Origin of the sequence: Actinomadura sp. NPDC000600 (assembly GCF_040492135.1) — a bacterium.
Lineage (GTDB): Bacteria > Actinomycetota > Actinomycetes > Streptosporangiales > Streptosporangiaceae > Spirillospora.
This window is the reverse complement of the sequence record NZ_JBEUPD010000002.1, coordinates 353239-370685: the sequence shown is the minus strand read 5'-3', so window position 1 is coordinate 370685 and position 17447 is coordinate 353239. Positions and strand designations below refer to the sequence as shown.

21 protein-coding genes are annotated in these 17447 nt (G+C 72.7%); 10 read left to right on the top strand and 11 right to left on the bottom strand.

Annotation, left to right across the window (positions count from 1 at the left end; genetic code table 11):
• Positions 1-5: 5 nt before the first annotated feature.
• Entirely contained in the window at positions 6-548 is a 543-nt protein-coding gene (locus tag ABWI07_RS04500) for a hemerythrin domain-containing protein (protein WP_353817700.1), read from the bottom strand.
• Positions 549-712: 164 nt separating this feature from the next.
• Positions 713-1609 carry a LysR family transcriptional regulator gene (locus ABWI07_RS04495; protein WP_353817699.1) on the bottom strand — a complete coding sequence of 299 codons (897 nt, stop codon included), beginning with the start codon at positions 1607-1609 and terminating at the stop codon, positions 713-715.
• Positions 1610-1721: 112 nt separating this feature from the next.
• On the opposite strand from ABWI07_RS04495, the gene ABWI07_RS04490 reads away from it, so the two are divergent.
• The 5 genes from ABWI07_RS04490 to ABWI07_RS04470 are packed head-to-tail and all read left to right on the top strand — an operon-like array spanning position 1722 to position 4378.
• Positions 1722-2444 (top strand): aspartate/glutamate racemase family protein, encoded by a 723-nt coding sequence (locus ABWI07_RS04490; protein WP_353817698.1) that lies wholly within the window; start codon positions 1722-1724, stop codon positions 2442-2444.
• A 29-nt stretch (positions 2445-2473) separates the two neighbouring features.
• Positions 2474-2950 carry a RidA family protein gene (locus ABWI07_RS04485; RefSeq protein ID WP_149261772.1) on the top strand — a complete coding sequence of 159 codons (477 nt, stop codon included), beginning with the start codon at positions 2474-2476 and terminating at the stop codon, positions 2948-2950.
• A complete protein-coding gene (locus tag ABWI07_RS04480; protein ID WP_353817768.1) occupies positions 2947-3534 on the top strand; it encodes a hypothetical protein in 588 nt (195 codons plus the stop codon). Before ABWI07_RS04485 ends, ABWI07_RS04480 begins: the two co-directional genes overlap by 4 nt.
• Positions 3531-3920, top strand: a complete 390-nt coding sequence (locus ABWI07_RS04475) for a hydroxymethylglutaryl-CoA lyase-like TIM-barrel protein (protein ID WP_268843274.1) — start codon at positions 3531-3533, stop codon at positions 3918-3920. Before ABWI07_RS04480 ends, ABWI07_RS04475 begins: the two co-directional genes overlap by 4 nt.
• The gene (locus tag ABWI07_RS04470) at positions 3836-4378 is read left to right on the top strand and encodes a hydroxymethylglutaryl-CoA lyase-like TIM-barrel protein (protein ID WP_353817697.1); all 543 of its coding nucleotides are present in this window, start codon (positions 3836-3838) and stop codon (positions 4376-4378) included. The genes ABWI07_RS04475 and ABWI07_RS04470 overlap by 85 nt, the downstream gene beginning before the upstream one ends.
• A gap of 82 nt (positions 4379-4460) precedes the next feature.
• On the opposite strand, the gene ABWI07_RS04465 is transcribed toward ABWI07_RS04470, so the two are convergent.
• From ABWI07_RS04465 to ABWI07_RS04445, 5 genes are all read right to left on the bottom strand, one after another.
• Complete coding sequence (locus ABWI07_RS04465; RefSeq protein ID WP_353817696.1) at positions 4461-5642, bottom strand: hypothetical protein; 1182 nt, start codon at positions 5640-5642, stop codon at positions 4461-4463.
• Between the two features lie 9 nt (positions 5643-5651).
• A complete protein-coding gene (locus tag ABWI07_RS04460; protein ID WP_353817695.1) occupies positions 5652-6191 on the bottom strand; it encodes an isoprenylcysteine carboxyl methyltransferase family protein in 540 nt (179 codons plus the stop codon).
• Positions 6188-7249 carry a type III polyketide synthase gene (locus tag ABWI07_RS04455; RefSeq protein WP_149261774.1) on the bottom strand — a complete coding sequence of 354 codons (1062 nt, stop codon included), beginning with the start codon at positions 7247-7249 and terminating at the stop codon, positions 6188-6190. Before ABWI07_RS04455 ends, ABWI07_RS04460 begins: the two co-directional genes overlap by 4 nt.
• 116 nt (positions 7250-7365) lie before the next feature.
• The gene (locus ABWI07_RS04450; protein WP_353817694.1) at positions 7366-7599 is read right to left on the bottom strand and encodes a hypothetical protein; all 234 of its coding nucleotides are present in this window, start codon (positions 7597-7599) and stop codon (positions 7366-7368) included.
• Entirely contained in the window at positions 7596-8291 is a 696-nt protein-coding gene (locus tag ABWI07_RS04445) for a helix-turn-helix transcriptional regulator (protein ID WP_353817693.1), read from the bottom strand. The genes ABWI07_RS04450 and ABWI07_RS04445 overlap by 4 nt, the downstream gene beginning before the upstream one ends.
• 174 nt (positions 8292-8465) lie before the next feature.
• Between ABWI07_RS04445 and folE the strand changes: the two genes are divergently transcribed.
• Together folE and ABWI07_RS04435 are read left to right on the top strand one after the other, a co-directional pair.
• Positions 8466-9023 carry a GTP cyclohydrolase I gene (gene folE, locus ABWI07_RS04440; protein ID WP_200842168.1) on the top strand — a complete coding sequence of 186 codons (558 nt, stop codon included), beginning with the start codon at positions 8466-8468 and terminating at the stop codon, positions 9021-9023.
• A gap of 69 nt (positions 9024-9092) precedes the next feature.
• Positions 9093-10304 (top strand): NAD(P)/FAD-dependent oxidoreductase, encoded by a 1212-nt coding sequence (locus ABWI07_RS04435; RefSeq protein WP_353817692.1) that lies wholly within the window; start codon positions 9093-9095, stop codon positions 10302-10304.
• Between the two features lie 49 nt (positions 10305-10353).
• Here the strand turns inward: ABWI07_RS04435 and ABWI07_RS04430 are convergent, their stop codons facing one another.
• From ABWI07_RS04430 to ABWI07_RS04420, 3 genes are all read right to left on the bottom strand, one after another.
• Positions 10354-10740 (bottom strand): ATP-binding protein, encoded by a 387-nt coding sequence (locus ABWI07_RS04430; RefSeq protein WP_149261779.1) that lies wholly within the window; start codon positions 10738-10740, stop codon positions 10354-10356.
• Positions 10741-10875: 135 nt separating this feature from the next.
• The gene (locus ABWI07_RS04425; protein ID WP_353817691.1) at positions 10876-12255 is read right to left on the bottom strand and encodes a class I adenylate-forming enzyme family protein; all 1380 of its coding nucleotides are present in this window, start codon (positions 12253-12255) and stop codon (positions 10876-10878) included.
• Positions 12252-13811, bottom strand: a complete 1560-nt coding sequence (locus tag ABWI07_RS04420; protein WP_353817690.1) for a class I adenylate-forming enzyme family protein — start codon at positions 13809-13811, stop codon at positions 12252-12254. Before ABWI07_RS04420 ends, ABWI07_RS04425 begins: the two co-directional genes overlap by 4 nt.
• A gap of 149 nt (positions 13812-13960) precedes the next feature.
• Between ABWI07_RS04420 and ABWI07_RS04415 the strand changes: the two genes are divergently transcribed.
• Complete coding sequence (locus ABWI07_RS04415; RefSeq protein WP_353817689.1) at positions 13961-14956, top strand: AraC-like ligand-binding domain-containing protein; 996 nt, start codon at positions 13961-13963, stop codon at positions 14954-14956.
• A gap of 26 nt (positions 14957-14982) precedes the next feature.
• Here ABWI07_RS04415 and ABWI07_RS04410 read toward each other — a convergent pair whose 3' ends face one another.
• The gene (locus ABWI07_RS04410) at positions 14983-16095 is read right to left on the bottom strand and encodes an ABC transporter substrate-binding protein (protein WP_353817688.1); all 1113 of its coding nucleotides are present in this window, start codon (positions 16093-16095) and stop codon (positions 14983-14985) included.
• Between the two features lie 144 nt (positions 16096-16239).
• Between ABWI07_RS04410 and ABWI07_RS04405 the strand changes: the two genes are divergently transcribed.
• On the top strand, positions 16240-16743 hold the full coding sequence (locus ABWI07_RS04405; protein ID WP_149261783.1) for a SigE family RNA polymerase sigma factor: 504 nt from the start codon (positions 16240-16242) through the stop codon (positions 16741-16743).
• Positions 16744-16746: 3 nt separating this feature from the next.
• The gene (locus tag ABWI07_RS04400) at positions 16747-17418 is read left to right on the top strand and encodes a hypothetical protein (RefSeq protein WP_353817687.1); all 672 of its coding nucleotides are present in this window, start codon (positions 16747-16749) and stop codon (positions 17416-17418) included.
• Positions 17419-17447: the final 29 nt, after the last annotated feature.

Here is a 17447-nt window from a genome sequence, read left to right as displayed (position 1 = left end):
GGCGGTCAGGCCGCGCTCGGCCGCCCGGGGAGCGCTGAACCGACCCGGTCCCGGATCGCTTCGATCGCCTCCCACTGCGCGGTGGCGAGATTCGCCAGCGCGGCGGGGAAGACACCGTCCTGTTCCGTGAGGATGTGCTGCCGCAGGACGTGCAGGGCGTCCAGCAGCCGCTCCTCCCCGCCCGGCTCCACCGCTTGGGCCGCCTCGGAGAGCGCCGCCTCGACGAGACGGTGCTCGTGGACGAGCGCATCGATGTGGTCGGGGAAGTCGCCGGCCATCGCGGGGAACAGCCCCTGCTCCTCGACGGCGGTGTGCGGACCGAGGACCGCGGCGATCCGGCCGGCGAGAGCGCTCACCAGGTCCCGGTCGCCGGCTCGGTGGGCGGAGCGCACCTCGCCGATCAGGTCGACCACGAGTTCGTGCTCATCGGTCAGCCGCCCGATCGAATCGATGGCCTGACATCCGCAGTACTCGCACATGACGCCCTGCCCGCCTCCCGCCGCGGTGCCGGTTCTCGACCGCCGGCACATCGTTCTCCCTCCCAGCATCGGCGGACCTTCATGGCCCCGGGCAGGGCCATTGGTCCCGTCCGGGCATCCTCCTGAATCCACGGCACCGCAGATCCCTCGGACTCGCCCAAGCCGCAGGCGCCAGGGATCTTCCGGGTGGCCCTCCCGACACCCGACCATGGCGCGGCCGTCGCACCGTGGGGTCACTCCGCGCGATACCGGGCCTTCACGGTGTTCAGGGCGGCCATGAAACGCGCGAGGAGCGGATCGGCGTCCCCGGCCCGCCAGACCAGGTGCAAGGTGGTGGCGGTGCCCGCGAGCCGTCGCGGTGTCACGCCCTCCCGGTGCAGCACGCGATAGGAGTCGGCCATCACGGCCGCACCGAAGCCGGCGGCGACCAGCGCGAGGATGGTCTGGACGGTCCGGCCCCGCGCGCCGACGCGCGGCACGACACCGGCGCGGTGGCACACCGCGGTGATCTCGTCATGCGCGCGGGGCGCGGATTCGCGCGGCCACAGCACCAGGGGGATCTCCCCGAGCACGGACACCGGCACCGGCTCACCGGTCCTGGCGAGGGGGTGCCCGGACGGCAGGAAGAGGGTCAGCGGCTCGCGCGCCCAGACCCGGGTGGCGAGACGGGCGTCGTGGACCGGCAGCCGCTGCACCGCCACGTCGAGGCTTCCGTCCAGGATTCCGGCCGACATCTCGGTGTCGTCGAACAGCTCCACCAGGGACAGGTCGACGTCGGGAAGTTCCGCCCGCAGCCGCCCGAGGGCGTCCCCCAGCGCGCCGTTGATGCCCGATCCGGCGAACCCCACCGTCAGGCGGCCGGTCTTGCCCTCGGCGGCCAGCCGGACGTCGTGCAGGGCGGCCTCGGCATCGGCCAGCATGCGCACGGCCCGCCGGAGCAGCGCATCCCCGGCGGCGGTCGGGACGAGTCCGCGGCCGGCGCGGACGAACAGCTCGGCCCCCAGGCGCCGTTCCAGTTCGCGGAGCTGCCGGCTCAGGTTCGGCTGGGTCAGCCGCAGCCGGCGGGCGGCTCCGCTGATGGACCCCTCTTCGGCGATCGCCACCACATAGCCCAGCAAGCGCAGATCCATCCATACCTCCAAGGCATGGGTGCCATATCGATCGATGCCTCAGAGTAGGCATGTCGGGATCCGCCGGGAAGAATCAAGTCGTCCCGATTCACCGGAGAACGCCGGAGCCGTCGTGAAACACCTTGGGGTCCTCGCCCACAGCACGGGAGGGGCCGCGCTGTGCTTCCTCACCTTCTGCGAGGAGGGGTTCCGCCGGACGGGCCGCAACGAGCACCCCGACGTCACCCTGGACTACATCGCCTTCGGGTACAGCATGCCCGCCTGGGACGCAGGGGACCACGCGGCCGTCCGGGCCACCCTGGCCACCAGCGCGCAGCGGCTCGCCCGGGCGGGCGCCGACTTCTTCGTCTGCCCGGACAACACCGCCCACATGGCCCTGGAGGCGCCGGGACCGGACCTGGCGCTGCCGGGCCTGCACATCGCCGAGGTCGTCGCGGACCAGGCCGCGGCCGAGGGGCGCACCCGTGTCGGCGTGCTGGGCACCAGGTACACGATGGACGGCCCGCTGTATCCGCGCGCGTTCGCCGCCCGCGGGATCGCCGCGGAACTGCCGGACGCCGACGACCGCGACCTCGTCAACGAGGTCATCTTCGCGGAACTGGTGAACGGCGTGATCAGCGACGCGTCGCGCCGGGAGTACCTCCGCGTCATCGACCGGCTGGCCGACCGGGGCTGCGACGCGGTCGCCCTCGTCTGCACCGAGATCCCGCTGCTGATCACGCCCGACGTCTCGTCCCTGCCGACGCTGGACTCGACCCGTCTGCTGGCCCGCGCGGCCTATGACGTCGCCGTCGGCGAGCGGGCGATGCCCGACTGGCGCGGCGGCCCCCGATGAGCCCGGGACGCCGCGGAACGGGGCGCGCGATGTCCCGTCCCGAACAGCGCCTCGCGGAACTGGGGCCGGCGCTGCCGGAGGCCGTCCCGCCGGTCGGGACGTACGTGCCCGCCGTGCGCAGCGGTGACCACGTCCACGTATCGGGCCAGGTGCCGCTGCGGGAAGGACGCCTGATCGCGGCCGGCCGGCTCGGCGACGCGGTCGGCATGGAACTCGGATACGCATGCGCGCGCCAGTGCGCGCTGAACGCCTTGGCCGCGCTGAAGGCGGAGACCGGTGACCTGGCGGCGGTGGCCCGCGTGGTCAAGGCCCTGGTGTTCGTCGCGTCGACGGCCGACTTCACCCGGCACCCGCAGGTCGCCGACGGGGCGTCGGACCTGCTCCGCGAGCTCTTCGGCGACGCCGGACGCCATGCCCGCTCGGCGGTCGGGGTGTCGGCGCTGCCGCTGGGCTCCCCCGTCGAACTGGAACTCCTGGTCGAACTCCACCGGCCGGCACACGGCTGAGCCCGCGACTCCCCCGGATCCCCCGCCGCCGGCCTGCGGGGGAAGGGCCTCGGCGTCGAGGTGTCCGCAGAGGGCGTCGACTGGCTGCTCGGCGACCGGACCGGCCTCCGCTGGTCTTCGAGGCGACCTCCGCGAAGGCGCACGCCGCGGCCGCGCCGCGCTACGCGGCCGCGGGGATCACCGCGATCGACCTGACGCCCGCGTCGGTCGGCCCCTGGGTCGTGCCGGCCGTCAACCTCGACGACCACCTGGAGGCGCCGAACCTCAACATGGGCGGCTGCGCGGGACAGGCCACCATCCCCCTGCTGTACGCGATCGACCAGGTGGCCGACGCGTCGTACGGCGAGATCGTGGCGACCATCGCGAGCGCCGGTGCCGGTCCGGGCACCCGGTCGAACCTCAGCGAGTTCAGCGAGAAGACCGGGCAGGCCCTGGTCGCGGTCGCCGGAGTGGACGAGGCCAAGGCGTTCTCCCTGATCAATCCGGCCGAGCCGCCCATGGCCATGCGCGACACCGTGTACGCGAGGGTCCGCCGGAGCGTCGCCGAACGGATCGCGGAGACGCCCCTGGGAGCCGCCCGATGATCACTCTCGTCGACACGAGCCTGCGCGACGGCATGAGCAGCGTCGCGCACGCGTTCACGCCGGAACAGGTCGGCGCGGTCGCCGGAGGCCTCGACGGGGCCGGGGTGCGGGTCATCGAGGTCGCCCACGGCATCGGCATCGGCGCCTCCTCGGTCCAGTACGGGTTCGCCGCCGCGACGGACGTCGAGTACGTGCGGGCCGCCGTCGCCGCGGTGGACAGGGCGGACATCGCCGTGCTGTACGTGCCGGGATCTCGACGCTCGCGGCCCTGGACGCCGTCCGCGACGCGGGGGCGACCACGGTGCGGGTCGCCACGCACTGCACCGAGGCCGACTGCGCCGAGCAGCCGACCCGCCACGCCCGCGACCACGGCATGCGCGTCATGAGCTTCCTGATGATGAGCCACAAGCTCAAGCCCGCGGCCCTCGCCGCGCAGGCCGCCAAGCTGGACTCCTACGGCGCGGAAGTGGTCTACGTCGTCGACTCCGCCGGGGCGCTCGTGCCCGACTCCGCCGGAGCCCGCGTCTCCGCGCTGCGCGACGCGGTCCGCGCCGACATCGGGTTCCACGCCCACAACAACCTGGGGGTGGGCGTCGGCAACGCGCTCTTCGCGGTCGAGAACGGAGCGACCTACATCGACGGGTCGCTCCGGGGCCTGGGGGCCGGCGCGGGCAACGCCCAGACGGAGGTTCTCGCCGCGGCGCTGGAACGGACCGGCCACGACCCGGGAGTCGACGTCTTCGCGCTGGCCGAGGTCGCCGAACGCGTCATCGCGCCGTTGATGACCGAGCCCCAGATCATCGACGTCGCTGCGGAGCTTTCGAGCCGCGACCCGGCCACCTGAGCGAGGACTCCGGCAATTCACCGCCGACCCGGTCCGCGCGGTCCTCGACGCGCTCCCGGCCGTGTGCGCCGCGGCATGCTCGTCAGGTCGCCGGATGGGAAGGAACGGGGCGCGGAAACACTCTGGTACCGGGATGGTCCGCGCGGAACCGGGACAGCGTCGGGGCCGTCACCTCGGTGTCGACGAGGTCGAGGTGGTCGAGGTCGTACCGCTCGAGCACCGGAACGATCGCATCGGTGACCGGTGTCCCGCGAAGGCTCAACGACCTTATGCACCTGACGCCGTCGAGCAGTGTCATCAGGTCCTCATCGGCGGCAGAGGTGAGACAGATGTCCAGACGGTCGAGCTTCGCGGGCAACCTCGCCGAACCGGCGACGTTGGCCGCCGTGAGCGTCACGCTGTTCAGGGCCGAAGAAAAGGGGGCGTCCAACCAGAGGGACTCGTTCGCGCTGAGATGGACGCTCGTGAGGCCGGGGGCGGCTTCGGTCAGCATTTCCTGACCCCATGGGCGCGAGGGGAGGTTGGCAATCGTCAGATCGGCGAGGGCATCGAGTCGCCCGCCGCCGGCGCCGGCATGGAAGGCGCCCGGCTCCCCGAGATAAAGGCGCAGGATCCGCAGTTTCGGGAAACGGAGGAAAGCCGACAGTGCTTCGGCCTCGATCGTGCACGCCCGATGCTCGAAGATCTCAAGGCTCGGCAGGTTCGGCACAGCGGAAAGCAGGCGGTCATCGAACTCTTCGGTCATCAGGGTGAGCGACCACACCCGGTCGGAGGCGGTCGCCAGTGGTTCGAGGTCGGAGCCATGCCGGCATTCGACACGCGTGTGAATGCTGAACGGGGTGCCGTCATGCCGGGGCGGCAGGACCGGGCTCAACACGTGAAACGGCGGCGTTCCCTCTTCGGAGTGGTAGAGCCGGGAATCGTCGCTCGTGAAGCGCCCGCAGCAGACGACTTCGACAACCGTCGCCGTGCCCGTCTCACTGACCGCCGCGACGTTCACCCATTCGGGGACGTGGCCGTCGCGCCACAATTCGGCCACGACGGTTTCCGCGTCGCATCTGCTCAGTTCGACGGCCCGATTCCGGGCACTGTCCTCCGGAAACCTCAACTCGCCGGATTGCGGGGGGTGCCCGTCGTAGGATTGGTTGAGCCGTACCCTGAAAACCAGCGGCTCCGGCAAATCCTCGGAGACCAGTGACTGGGCGACCTCCCAGGCGGCCCGAGTCGATGCGGCGAACCGCGCGGCGAACACCTCTCGATTCACCCGGCCAATCTACCGGCCGAAAGCGTCCGGGGCGGTGGCGTATTGGAGGGCGGTGTTCTCGGTTCTGATGCGGAACCTCAGAAGGCCGAGGTTCACGATGGTGAACACCAGGGCGGTGGTCCAGCAGGTGTGCACCAAGGGCAGGGCGATGCCTTCGGCGACGACCGCCACGTAGTTGGGGTGGCGCAGGCGGCGGTAGGGACCCGCGTCCACCAGCGGCAGGTGCGGAACGATGATCACCCTGGTGTTCCAGCGCCTGCCGAGTGTGGCGATGCACCACCAGCGCAGTCCCTGGGCCAGGACGGTCAGACCCAGCATCGACCAGCCCAGGAGCGGGATGAAGGGGCGGTCGAGCAGCCGCACTTCGAGCAGCGCGCCGCCGAGCAGGCCGACGTGGGCGGCGACGATCCCCGGGTAGAGTCCGCGCCCGTACTCGACACCGCCCCTGCTCCTGGCCCAGGCCTGGTTGCGGCGGGCCACGACCAGCTCCGCGATCCGCTCGGCTCCGACGAGCGCTACGAGCAGGGTGAACCCGGTCACGGAGGTCACCAGCGCAGCAGGAGCAGTTCGGCGGAGAACCCGGGGCCGAGTGCCAGCAGCAGCCCGGGATCGCCCTCCGGCGGGCGGCGCCGTTCGATCGTCTCCTGCAGGACGTTGAGCACAGAGACCGACGACAGATTGCCGTTTTTCCGCAGGGAGTCCCAGGTCAGGTCGAGTTCACCGGCCCCGAGGGCGAAGGCCTCGGCGATCTTCTCGATCACCTTCGGCCCGCCGGGATGGCAGACCCACGAGGGCACCTCGTCGGGAGACAGGCCGTGCTCGCCGAGGAAGGCGGCGACGTCGTCCGCCAGCGTCGCCTCGACGTGGTCCACCAGGTCGGCGGCCAGGACGATCCGGAAGCCGTGCTCGCCGACGTCCCATCCCATGAGCCGCTGGGTGCCGGGATAGAGCTTGCTGCGGGTCGCGACGACCTGGGGCCCCCAGCGGACCGGCCCACCGGCGGCGGCCTCCCGGTCGTTCCCGACCGCCACGGCGGCCGCGGCGCCGTCCCCGAACAGGCCGCTGGCCACCAGGTTGGCCAGCGAGTCGTCGTCGCGCTGCGCCGTCAGCGAGCACAGCTCGACGCAGACCAGCACCGCCACCTGGTCGGGCCAGGCGCGCAGGTAGTCGTACAGCCGCGACAGCCCCGCGGCGCCGGCCGCGCATCCCAGGCCGAAGATCGGGACCCGCTTGACGTCCTGCCGCAGGCCCAGGCGCTGTGCCAGGGTCGCGTCCAGCGAGGGGGTGGCGACTCCGGTCGAGGAGCAGAAGACCAGCTGATCGACCTGCGACGCGTCGACCCCGGCCGCCTCCAGCGCGCCCCTGGCGGCCCGCTCCCCGAGGGACAGCGCGGCATCGACGTAGGCGCCGTTCGACGTGGTGAAACCGTCGAGGTTCGCGTACTTGTCGATCGGGAGCGCGAGGTACCGGCCCGCCACCCGGGTGGCGGTGTGGAAACGCTCCACCACCCGCCGATCGGCGCTGGTCGCCCTGACGACGGCCTCAGTGATCTCACGCTGGTCGTAGTGATGTTCCGGCAGGACGGTCCGCACAGCCCCTACACGCACAGCTCCCCCTAAGCCACCCTCCCGGCTCCTTCCCCGCCAGCGCGGCTTGTACCAGCGGATCAATCTCCCCTCTCGGAACCGGCCGGACCCCCGCGGCGAGGCGAGCGCCTCCGCTGTCACTCCTCGCTGCTGGAACGGCCGGCGAGGAAGGCCAGCAGCGAGGGATCGGCCGAGGTGAACCGCTCGACCTCCTGGCCGCCGTCGCACTGGCACAGCGCCACCGTGACCTCGGACCGCCCCCGGGCCAGCACCCGCCACACGGCCCCGCAATCCTCCCAGCGCCGCAGGACGGCGACCAGGTCGCGTCCGTCGGCCCCTTCGGCGTGAGCGCCGGGCGGCGAGGCCGTCATCGCGGCCTCGCCGTGAGGGTCACGCAGCAGCGGTCCTCGCCGGGATCGAGGCTCGCCTCGAACTCGTGGGCCCCGACCGCGTCGATGAGCCCGTTGATGAGGGCATGGTTCATGTGGCAGACGAGCTCGGTGTGCGTCCGAGCGAGGGCGTGGAAGGGGCAGTTGGCCATGACCGCGCGGTCGCCCTCGCGCCGCGGCTCGTAGCCGTACTCGGCCAGCGCGCCGAGAGCGGCGTCGAGAGCCTCGGCAGGCGGTGTTCGAGCGCCGTCCGCGACCGCGCTTCCGATCGCCATGCCATGTGCGGCGGCGACCCGCTGGAGCGTGTCGAGGACGGGTGCGCCGGTCCGCGCCGACTCCGTGATCGCCTCGGCCATCAGCCGTCCCGCCAGCTCGTACCGCCGGTCCGGCAGCGAGACGGCGATGTCGTGCGGCGTCCGGCGGTAGCGCTTGGAGGTGCGTCCGGCGCCGGGCCCGGTCCGGCCGGTGAGGCGGGCGTAGTCGGCTTCGAGGAGCCCTTCGGCCTCGAGCCGGTCGAGATGGAACTTGGCCTGGTGGCGCGGCACGCCCACCGCCTCGGCGGCCTCGTCCCGGCTCACCGGCGCCGCCTGCGCGCACACATACAGGTAGAGCGCCCGGCGCACCGGTTCGGCAAGGGCGCCGATCCCGGCCACGTTCTGCTCGAATCCAGGCACCCGCCCACCTTCTAACGGACATCAGTGTTGACGTTACAGTCGCTCCAGTTCTAACGTTGATTCTACTATCCGTTAGACCTGGAGCCAATCCATGCGCACCGATCCTCTGCCTTCATGACCGAGACCATCAGCTCCCCGAGCGGCCACCCGAACGCCGGCCACGACCCGATCTCGATGGACCCGGATGTCGGCCTGCAGGTGGCGGCACGCGCGGCACGGGAGTTCCTCGAAGCGCTCGGCGTGGCCTGCGACGAACCCGGCACGCGCAACAGCCCGTTGCGGATGGCCCAGGCGTACCGGGAGATGCTCACGCCGCGCACTTTCGAGATGACCACCTTCCCCAACCACGAGGGGTACGACGAGCTGGTCGTGGTCAGGTCGATACCGGTGCAGTCGGTCTGCGAGCACCATCTGCTCCCCTTCACCGGGACCGCGCACGTCGGCTACCTGCCGGGCGACCGGATCCTCGGGCTGTCGAAGTTCGCCCGCGTGGTGGAGATGTTCGCCCGCCGCCCGCAGGTCCAGGAACGCCTCACCTGGCAGATCACCACCTGGCTGGACGAGCGGCTGCGCCCCGGCGGGGTCGGTGTCGTCATCGAGGCCGAGCACACCTGCATGACCCTGCGGGGCGTCCGGGCCGGCGGGACGGTCACCAGGACGACGGCACTGTCCGGCGCCCTCCGCGAGAACCCGGCCACCCGCGCTGAGTTCCTCGCCGCGACGACCACCTGACGCCCCCGCGCTGACGCATGACCGCTGACCCCCCAGCCGCGAACGAATTGGATCGGAAAGGAGCCTGCGATGGCCGCAGATCCGGGATGTGTCGTCATCGGAGCCGGACTCGCCGCCGCGAACGTCGTGCAGACCCTGCGGGAGCAAGGGTTCGATGAGCCGATCACGCTCATCGGAGACGAACGCGAACGGCCGTACGAGCGACCCGCCCTGTCCAAGGGCTACCTGCAGGGGAAGACCGAGGCCTCCTCGCTGTACGTCCACGGCGAGAACTGGTACGCCGACCACGGGATCGACACGCGGTTCGGTGAGGCGGCCGTGTCCATCGACCGGTTCGGACGGCAGGTGCGGCTCGCGTCGGGGGACTCGGTGGCCTTCCGGCAAGTCGTGATCACCACCGGATCCAGCCCGCGCGTCCTCGACATCCCCGGCACCGAGCTGGCGGGGGTGCACACGCTCCGGCGGATCGGCGACGGCGACGCGCTGAGAGCCGCGCTGGACGAGGGCGGCCGATGGGTCGTGATCGGTGGCGGCTGGATCGGGCTGGAGGTGGCGGCCGCCGCGCGCGCGGCCGGCCGGGAGGTGACGGTGCTCGAGTACGCGCCGCTCCCCCTCCAGCGCGTGCTGGGCGACCGCCTGGGCCGGTACTTCGCCGAGCTGCACCGCTCCCACGGGGTCGACCTCCGCACCGGGGTGTCGGTCTCCGAGATCGTGGGCTCCGGCGGGAAGGCGACCGGAGTGCGGACGGACCACGGCCTGGTCCCCGCCGACCTGGTCGTCATCGGCGTGGGCGCCACCCCCAACACCGCTCTCGCCGCCGAGGCCGGCCTCAAGGTCGACGGCGGGGTCGTCGCCGACGAACGGCTCCGCACCAGCGACCCCGCGATCCTCGCGGCGGGCGATGTCGTCACCGCCCGCAACACCGCGCTCGGACGGTCCCTGCGGGTCGAGCACTGGGACAACGCCATCCGCCAGGGCCGGCTGGCCGCGATGTCGATCCTCGACCGTCCCGGCCGGTACGACTGGCAGCCGTACTTCTACACCGACCAGTTCGACCTCGGCATGGAGTACGTCGGGCACGCCCGCGCCGACGACGACGTGGTCATCCGAGGGGACACCGCCGGCGGCGAGTACATCGCCTTCTGGCTCCGCGACGGCCTCGTCACCGCCGCGATGAACGTCAACATCTGGGACGTCAACGACGACCTCCGCTCGCTCGTCGGCCGCGCGATCACGACCGACCGGCTCGCCGACGCGGACATCGCCCTCACGGACCTCTGACCGGCTCCGGCCCCGGCCTCGCGGCGCCTGCGACCGCACCGGCGGACCCTCAGGAGCATTCGAACCACACCGTCACGCCGGGCGGCGCCGGGGTGACGCCCCAGCGCGTGGTGAGGGCGTCAACGATCATCATTCCGCGGCCGCCCTCGTCGCGGGCCGCGCCCCTGACGTGGGGAGTGGAGTCCGCCGCGCCGTCGTCGGTCACCTCGCCGCGGATCACGTCGCCGTCCGCTGCGACGGTGACGGTGATCTGACCGCCGTCACCGCTGGCCGAATGTCGGACGGCGTTGGTGACCAGTTCGCTGACGCACAGTTCGACCGTGTCGGCCACCGGCCCCGTCCCGAGCACCTCGCGCACGAACCGGCGGGCGCGCGCCACCGAACGACCGGTGCCGGGAAAGGCCGCCGTACCGATCAGCGCCGTCTCACGGGTCATCAGGGCACCTCCCGGGCGGCGCGGTCCCGGATTCCGGCGGCCGCCCGCGGCCGCCGCGGACGGTGCCCTCTCCGGGCGCGGCCTTCCGCGGCCGGGGTCCGTGATGGGCGGTGTGCGACTCGATCGGCATGGCGATCACTCCTTGGGGAGGGTTCCGGTGACCAGATAGCGGCGCGGCACCTTGTACCGCGCGAACCGCGACCGCAGCTCGGCGTCCACCCTGGCGACCAGCGGCCGCGGGGAGACGTCGCCGCGGGCGACGAGATGGGCGACGACGATCTCGCCGTGCCGCTCGTCGGGTTCCCCGCGTACGAGGACGTCGGCCACACCGGGGACGCGGCGGACGGCGTCCTCGATCTCCTGCGGGTAGACGTGGTACCCGGTGTTGATCATTCGGTCGAGCCGCCCGCGGAGACGGAGGTGGCCGTCCTCCAGTCGTCCCAGGTCGCCCAGCGAGCACCACCCGTCGGCGTCGGCGTACTCGGCGACCACCATCGGCGACCGGACGCTGATCTCCCCGGACGGCCCGAGGCGCAGCTCACCGGCCGCGGCGACGGGACGGCCGCAGCTGCCCGCCCGGGACATGTCGCCCTCGGCCACCGCCCGGTGATCGGCCTGGTCGAGGACGGTGAGGGGCCAGCCGCCCTCCAGCCGACCGTAGATCTGGACAAGGACGTCCGGGAGCAGGAGCGCGGTGTCGCGCAGGTCTTCCGGCGCCATGGGCGCCCCGCCGTAGAGGAGGCGCCGCAGGGAGCCCAGCCCGCCCGGACGGCTCCGCACGGCGGCGGCGAGCCGGGAGACCATGCCGGTCACCATCATCGTCGAGGTGACCGTGCCGGACCGCAGCAGGTCGAGGACGGCGTCGGCGTCGAACCGGCGCATGATCGTCTGCGGCAGCCCCATGCGCAGGAACGGGAAGGTCCCCACGAGTCCCGTGCCGTGCATCAGCTGCTGGACGGTGAGGAAGCACTCGTCCGGCCCGAAGCCCGGGCCGTAGCCGCCATCGCGGTAGAGGGCGATGTTGGCGGCCATCGCGGCCTCCCAGTTGCCGTACGAGATCGGCACCGCCATCAGCTCCCCCGAACGGACGGCCCGCGGGTAGAGCAGCAGGGTGCGCTCCGCGGGGACCTCCGGCTCGGACGGCGCCGGCGGGCCGGTCAGCGGCTCGTCGTCGTCGTGGACCAGCGCGCCGCCCCCGGCGTGCTCGCGGTCCACCAGGACGGCGTCCGTGCCGGCGGCCTTCCAGATCGAGGCGGCCTCGGCGGGCGCGGCACCGGGATCGACGGGGACCCTGGTCGCGCCCAGCCACTCGACCGCGAGGGACGCCTCGACGGCGGCGATCGCGTTGGTGTGCCACAGCCCGATCCGCCCGCCCGCCAGGCCGCGCTCGGCCAGGGCCCCGGCGAGCCGGTCGACGCGCGCGGCGAGTTCGTCGCCGGTGCGCGCGCCTCCCCGGTCATCGCTGATCAGCACGCGGGGTCCGGCGGCCAGGAGGGCGGCCCGGGCGGCGGTCACGATCCCGCCGCCAGGCGCTCGCGCAGGACGGCCCGCTGCACCTTCGCCCCGCCCAGCACGCAGGGCAGCTCGTCGACCACGACGATCTCGGGCCGCTCGTGCGGGAACAGTCCCGGCGCGGCCGTGCGGTCGATCTCCTCCCGCAGGGCCTCGGTGTCGGCGAAGCCCTCCTTGAGCACGACCGCGGCCACGACCCGGTCGTCCCCGAGCCCGACGACACCGCAGTTGGCCACTGCCGGGTGCTTCAGCACGGCCGCCTCCACGGCGTGCGGGTACACGCTCCCGGACGCCGTCGGGATCGAGTCGGCGGCGCGGTCGACGTAGTAGAGGAATCCGTCCTCGTCGAGATGGCCGACGTCGGCGGGCCTGAACCAGTCGCCGGGCAGGAAGGCGTCCTCCGTGCGATCGGGCATGCCCCAGTAATGGCCGATCGACATCGCGCTGCGGACCACGATCTCGCCCAGCCGCCCCGTCGGGACCCGCCGGCCGGCGTCGTCGACGATGGCCACCTCGAAGAACGGGGAGGCGGGACGTCCCACGCTGGTGATCCGCCGCGGATCCTCGGCCACCTCCGATGCGAGCAGGCGTGTGGTCACCGCGCCCTGCTCGGTCGAGCCGAACCCGTGGCACCACACCGGCCCCAGCAGCGCGGTCGTGCGCTCCAGCAGCTCGGGGGTCGCGAAGAACACCACCAGCCGGCGCAGCCGGTGCCCGACGCCGCCGCGCAGCTCGACGACGTCGAGGATCGGGTCGAGCATCGGCGCCGGCAGCAGGAGCCCGGTGACGCCCTCGGAGACGATGACGTCCAGGACGTGGGCGGGGTCGAAGTCGGAGTCGTCCACCAGCACCGTCCGGGCGCCGCGGACGAGGTAGGGGTACAGGAGCTGGAATCCCGTCGCCCACTGCAGCGCGTGCGCGTGCAGTACGACGTCGGAGGGGCCGACCGGTTCGAGTCCGGGTGCGAACGTGTCGACGTGGTGGAGGTTCTGGTCGACCACCGCCGCCCACGAGCGGTGGCTGACCGTCCAGGGTTTCGGGGAGCCCGTGGTGCCGGACGTGGGCTGGATGAACGCGGGGGAGTCCTCGTCCACGTCCAGGGGCTCGGCCACGGGGGACCCGGCCGCCAGGACGTCCGTCCACGGGGTGGCCCAGGAGGGCGGGTCCTCGCCGACCGCGATCAGCAGGAGGTCGCCGAGCCGGTCCCGGTGCGCATCGACGGCATCGGCGAAGCGGACATCGAAGATCAGCCCGCGGGCCCCCACCTGCTCCAGGAGCTCCGCATGGGTGCCCATGTCGAAGTGGCTGTGCAGGACGACCCGGACGATTCCGGCCCGTTCGCATCCCAGCCAGGCGTGCACGACCTCGGCCCGGTTGTGGGAGAGCACGCCGACCCGCTCCCCTTCGCCCACCCCGAGGGCGGCCAGGCCGGTGGCGACCCGGTTCGCCGACGCGTCGAGCTCCGCGAAGGTCTGGTCCCCGCCGGCCGTGGTGAGGGCCGTCCTCCCGGCGAACCGCATCGCCGCGTCCATCGGCAGCATCCCCGCCCTGATCAGCATCTTTCCTCCTCATGAGGTCGAGCGATGCCCACGAAGCTAGGAGGCGGGCGCCGTCCGCGGACGTCCGCTGCACGGAGCGACAAGCCATCTGGCACGCAGCGACAAGTCCTGCCTTGTCCCCCCGGACACACCGGCCTAGCGTTGGCCTCGTGGGACAGGTGCTCTCCACCGAACAGGTCCCGCCGCGGGACCGGATCGCGTACTGGCACGAGGTCATCTGCTCGACCTTCATCCAGCTGGACGTGGCCCAGACCAGCGGCGGAAGGTTCCGCGGCATGGTGCGGAACCACCAGGTCGGCCCGATCCAGGCGACCCGCATCCTGACCGATCCGATGACCGCCGAGCGGTCACGCCGCCATCTGCGGTCGGCGGAGGAGGACGTCTGCCTGCTCGCACTGCAGCTGCGCGGCCGGACCGTCGGCCACCAGGACGGGAGGAGAGCCGTTCTGGAACCGGGCGACCTGGCGCTGTTCGACAGCACGCGCCCCTACCTGGTGGACTTCCAGGGCCCGCAGTTCGATCATCTGGTGCTGCAGTTCCCCCGCGCCGCGCTGAGCGAGCGCGGCATCGAGGCGGCCGGTGCCACGGCCCGCCGGATCGCGGTGGACTCCATGGTCGGCCGCCTGGTCTCCCCCTTCCTGGTCAACGCCACCCGGATGGCGGACACGGCCAGTCCGGAGACCGGGCAGCGGCTCGCCGAGATGGCGCTGGACCTCGTCGCGACCGCGCTCGCCCCGCTCACCGGCATCGACCGCCCGCCCGCCTCACCGGGAGAGGAGCTGCTGCGCCGGGTCCAGCTCTACATGCAGCTGCACCTGTCCGACCCGTGCCTGTCCCCGCCCAAGGTCGCCGCGGCCAACAACATCTCGCTGCGCCAGCTCCACCGGCTGTTCTCCCGCGAGGGCACCTCGTTCGGGCGCTGGCTGCGCGAGGAGCGGCTGCGCCGCTGCTTCGACGACCTGGGCTCCCCGCTGCTCGCCGGACGGTCCATCGCGGAGATCGGCGCCCGCTGGGGCCTGCCGGACGCGCCCGGCCTCAGCCGCGCCTTCCGGGCCCGCTACGGCATGAGCCCCCGCGAGCACCGCAGAGCGGCCCTGTCGATGTGCGACGCCCCGCCGCGCCGACCGGCGACGAGCCCGTTCTGAGGCTTCGGGCGGTCGGGCCTCGTGGCTCAGCCGGTGTGGAGGACCCGGAATCGATCAGGTTCGGCCGGGTCGCGGTCGACGACCTGGATCGGCGGCCAGGCCCACTGCCAGACGCTGATGCCCTGCGCACGGGAGAACCGGATCTGCCCGCGGGTGCCCTCGACCGCGACCCGCGGCCAGGTCTCGGCGACGCCGGCCCGGTCCGCGCCGCGGCGGCGCAGCACGTCGGCGAGGACGGCGACCGTGTCGTAGCCCTCGAAGGCGACGAAGGACGGCGCTCGGCCCAGCCGCTCGCGGAGGGCCGTCTCGACTCGGGCGCCGAGCGGGCCGAGACGCTCGGGCAGGTAGCGCAGGAACGGGACCGCTGAGCCGGCGTCGCCCAGCAGCGCCGCCCATTCGGTGAACTCCGGCTGCCCGGCCGGCGCGCCGATCAAGATCTCGGTGAGGCGCCGGTCGCGGCGGACGGCCTGGACGATCGGCACCGCCGGGTCCGGGTGCCCGACCAGAAGCAGGAGGGCCGTCGCGCGGTGTGCCACGAGCTCGTCGCACACCGCCGCGGGGGCGAGCACGCCCATGTCGAGCTCGATGAGGCTGCCGCCGCGTTGAGCGAGATGGTCCCGCAGGATGCGGGTCCCCGACGTCCAGTAGACGCTCGGCTGCGCGGCCACGGCGATGCGGCTGTGGCCCTGGTCGAGGAGGAAGTCAGCGTAGATCCGCCAGCCGCGGGACTGCGCCGGGGCCAGGCGCGCGACCCGTTCGGTGGGCTTGTCGGTGAGCGCGTCGAGAACCGCCGACGAGCAGAGGAAAGGCAGGCCGAGGGCGTCGGCCCTGGCAGCCGCGGCGCGGGCGACGACGCTGTGGTACTCCCCCGCCAAGGCGGCCACGCCCAGGCGGGCCAGCTCGTCGACCGCCGCTTCGGCCCGCCGCGGGTCGGCCGCGGTGTCCCGGACCACCAGTTCGAGCCGTCGTCCGGCGATCCCGCCGGCGTCGTTGACGTCGCGGACGGCCAGCTCAAGGCCGGCGAGCAGGTGCCGGCCCGCCTCGACCCAGCCGGGCGGGGTCAGCGGAACGAGCGCGCCGACCTGGATTGACGACCCGGCAGTGCGCTCCGCTCCAGACCGCGATGACGGCGTTTCCATGCGCTGCCCCCCGTGTGGCGATTCGGTCGCACCATAATCCCCGGCCCCCGAGGCCAAGGAAAGACGGAAATGTCCGGCGGGGGCGGGCAACCGTTCCGGTGGGCCAACCGGTAGATGTCGGCAGAACATCTCTTGGGAGGTCGGATGCGGGAGCGACCGGAGTACGCGGCGTATGTGACGGAGCGGTCGCCGCGCCTGCTCAGGACGGCCTACCTACTGTGCCGCGACTGGGGCCAGGCCGAGGACCTGCTCCAGACGGCGCTGGTGAAGGCATGGCGGGCCTGGCGGCGGATCGGGGACGACCCCGATCCCTACGTCTACCGGATCCTCGTCAACACGCACGCGTCGTGGGCGAGGCGCCGCTGGCGGGGCGAGCGGCCCACCGAACGCCCGCCGGAGGCGGCCGACCCGGCGGACGGCTTCGGCGCGGCCGAGGACAAGGCCGTCCTGTGGGCGGCGCTCGGGCGGCTCCCGCACCGGCAGCGCGCCACGGTGGTGCTGCGCTTCTTCGAGGACCTGTCCGAGCCGCAGGTCGCCGAGGTCCTCGGCTGCTCGGTCGGCACGGTCAAGAGCCAGACCAGCAAGGCCCTCGCCAAGCTCAGGGTCGATCCGGGCGTCCTCGCCGCCACGCCGCAGGGAAGGGAGTGACCGATGGCCCACACGCTGAAGGACCTGACCGAGGTCATGGAGGCCGCGAGCGCGCCCGGCCGGCCCTCGCCCGACCTGCTCGCCGACGTCCGGCGCCGGGTCGGGCGCGGCAACCGGGCCCGCGCCGCCGCCGGGGCCCTCGGGGTCGCGCTGGCGGCCGGGGGGACGTTCGGGACGGTCCAGGCGCTGGCCGGGAACGACTCCGGCCCCGCCCCTCGCAGGCAGGAGGCGCTCGGACCGGCGATGACCGGCGTCACGAACGGCGCCTTCCCGAACTCCGCCCGGGTCGAGGGACTGCGACCGGTGGCGGAGGTGCACTACGCCGAGTTCGGCCGGACGGCCCGCCTCACGTTCACCCCGACCGGCGAGTTCACCATGGTCAGGGCGGCCGACTGCGGTGACGCGACCGTCTTCGGACTGAGCCACGACACCCTGAGCAGTTACAGGTGCGGAGGGGAGGCCTACATGCTCACCACTCCCGGCGTGCCCGTCACCATCGAGACGACCGTCCTGTCCAGAGGGGCGGCCAGGGATGTGGGCAACATGCCCACACTCCCCGCGCTCAACCGGTACCTGGCCGCCCACAAGCCGACGCCTGGACACTGGAGCGTCCAGGTCTACAGCGGCCCGTGCACATCCGACACGTGCAAGACGCGGCATCCGCCGAAGCCATGAGCCGCTCCTGTGACACCCGCCGGAGCGTG

Bases quoted from the DNA above. Each gene is read 5' to 3' on its own strand.
- ABWI07_RS04500 (WP_353817700.1), bottom strand. From the start codon at position 548: ATGCTGGGAGGGAGAACGATGTGCCGGCGGTCGAGAACCGGCACCGCG.
- ABWI07_RS04495 (WP_353817699.1), bottom strand. From the start codon at position 1,609: ATGGATCTGCGCTTGCTGGGCTATGTGGTGGCGATCGCCGAAGAGGGG.
- ABWI07_RS04485 (WP_149261772.1), top strand. From the start codon at position 2,474: ATGTCCCGTCCCGAACAGCGCCTCGCGGAACTGGGGCCGGCGCTGCCG.
- ABWI07_RS04475 (WP_268843274.1), top strand. From the start codon at position 3,531: ATGATCACTCTCGTCGACACGAGCCTGCGCGACGGCATGAGCAGCGTC.
- ABWI07_RS04450 (WP_353817694.1), bottom strand. From the start codon at position 7,599: ATGACGGCCTCGCCGCCCGGCGCTCACGCCGAAGGGGCCGACGGACGC.
- folE (WP_200842168.1), top strand. From the start codon at position 8,466: ATGGACCCGGATGTCGGCCTGCAGGTGGCGGCACGCGCGGCACGGGAG.
- ABWI07_RS04435 (WP_353817692.1), top strand. From the start codon at position 9,093: ATGGCCGCAGATCCGGGATGTGTCGTCATCGGAGCCGGACTCGCCGCC.
- ABWI07_RS04430 (WP_149261779.1), bottom strand. From the start codon at position 10,740: ATGACCCGTGAGACGGCGCTGATCGGTACGGCGGCCTTTCCCGGCACC.
- ABWI07_RS04420 (WP_353817690.1), bottom strand. From the start codon at position 13,811: ATGCTGATCAGGGCGGGGATGCTGCCGATGGACGCGGCGATGCGGTTC.
- ABWI07_RS04410 (WP_353817688.1), bottom strand. From the start codon at position 16,095: ATGGAAACGCCGTCATCGCGGTCTGGAGCGGAGCGCACTGCCGGGTCG.
- ABWI07_RS04405 (WP_149261783.1), top strand. From the start codon at position 16,240: ATGCGGGAGCGACCGGAGTACGCGGCGTATGTGACGGAGCGGTCGCCG.
- ABWI07_RS04400 (WP_353817687.1), top strand. From the start codon at position 16,747: ATGGCCCACACGCTGAAGGACCTGACCGAGGTCATGGAGGCCGCGAGC.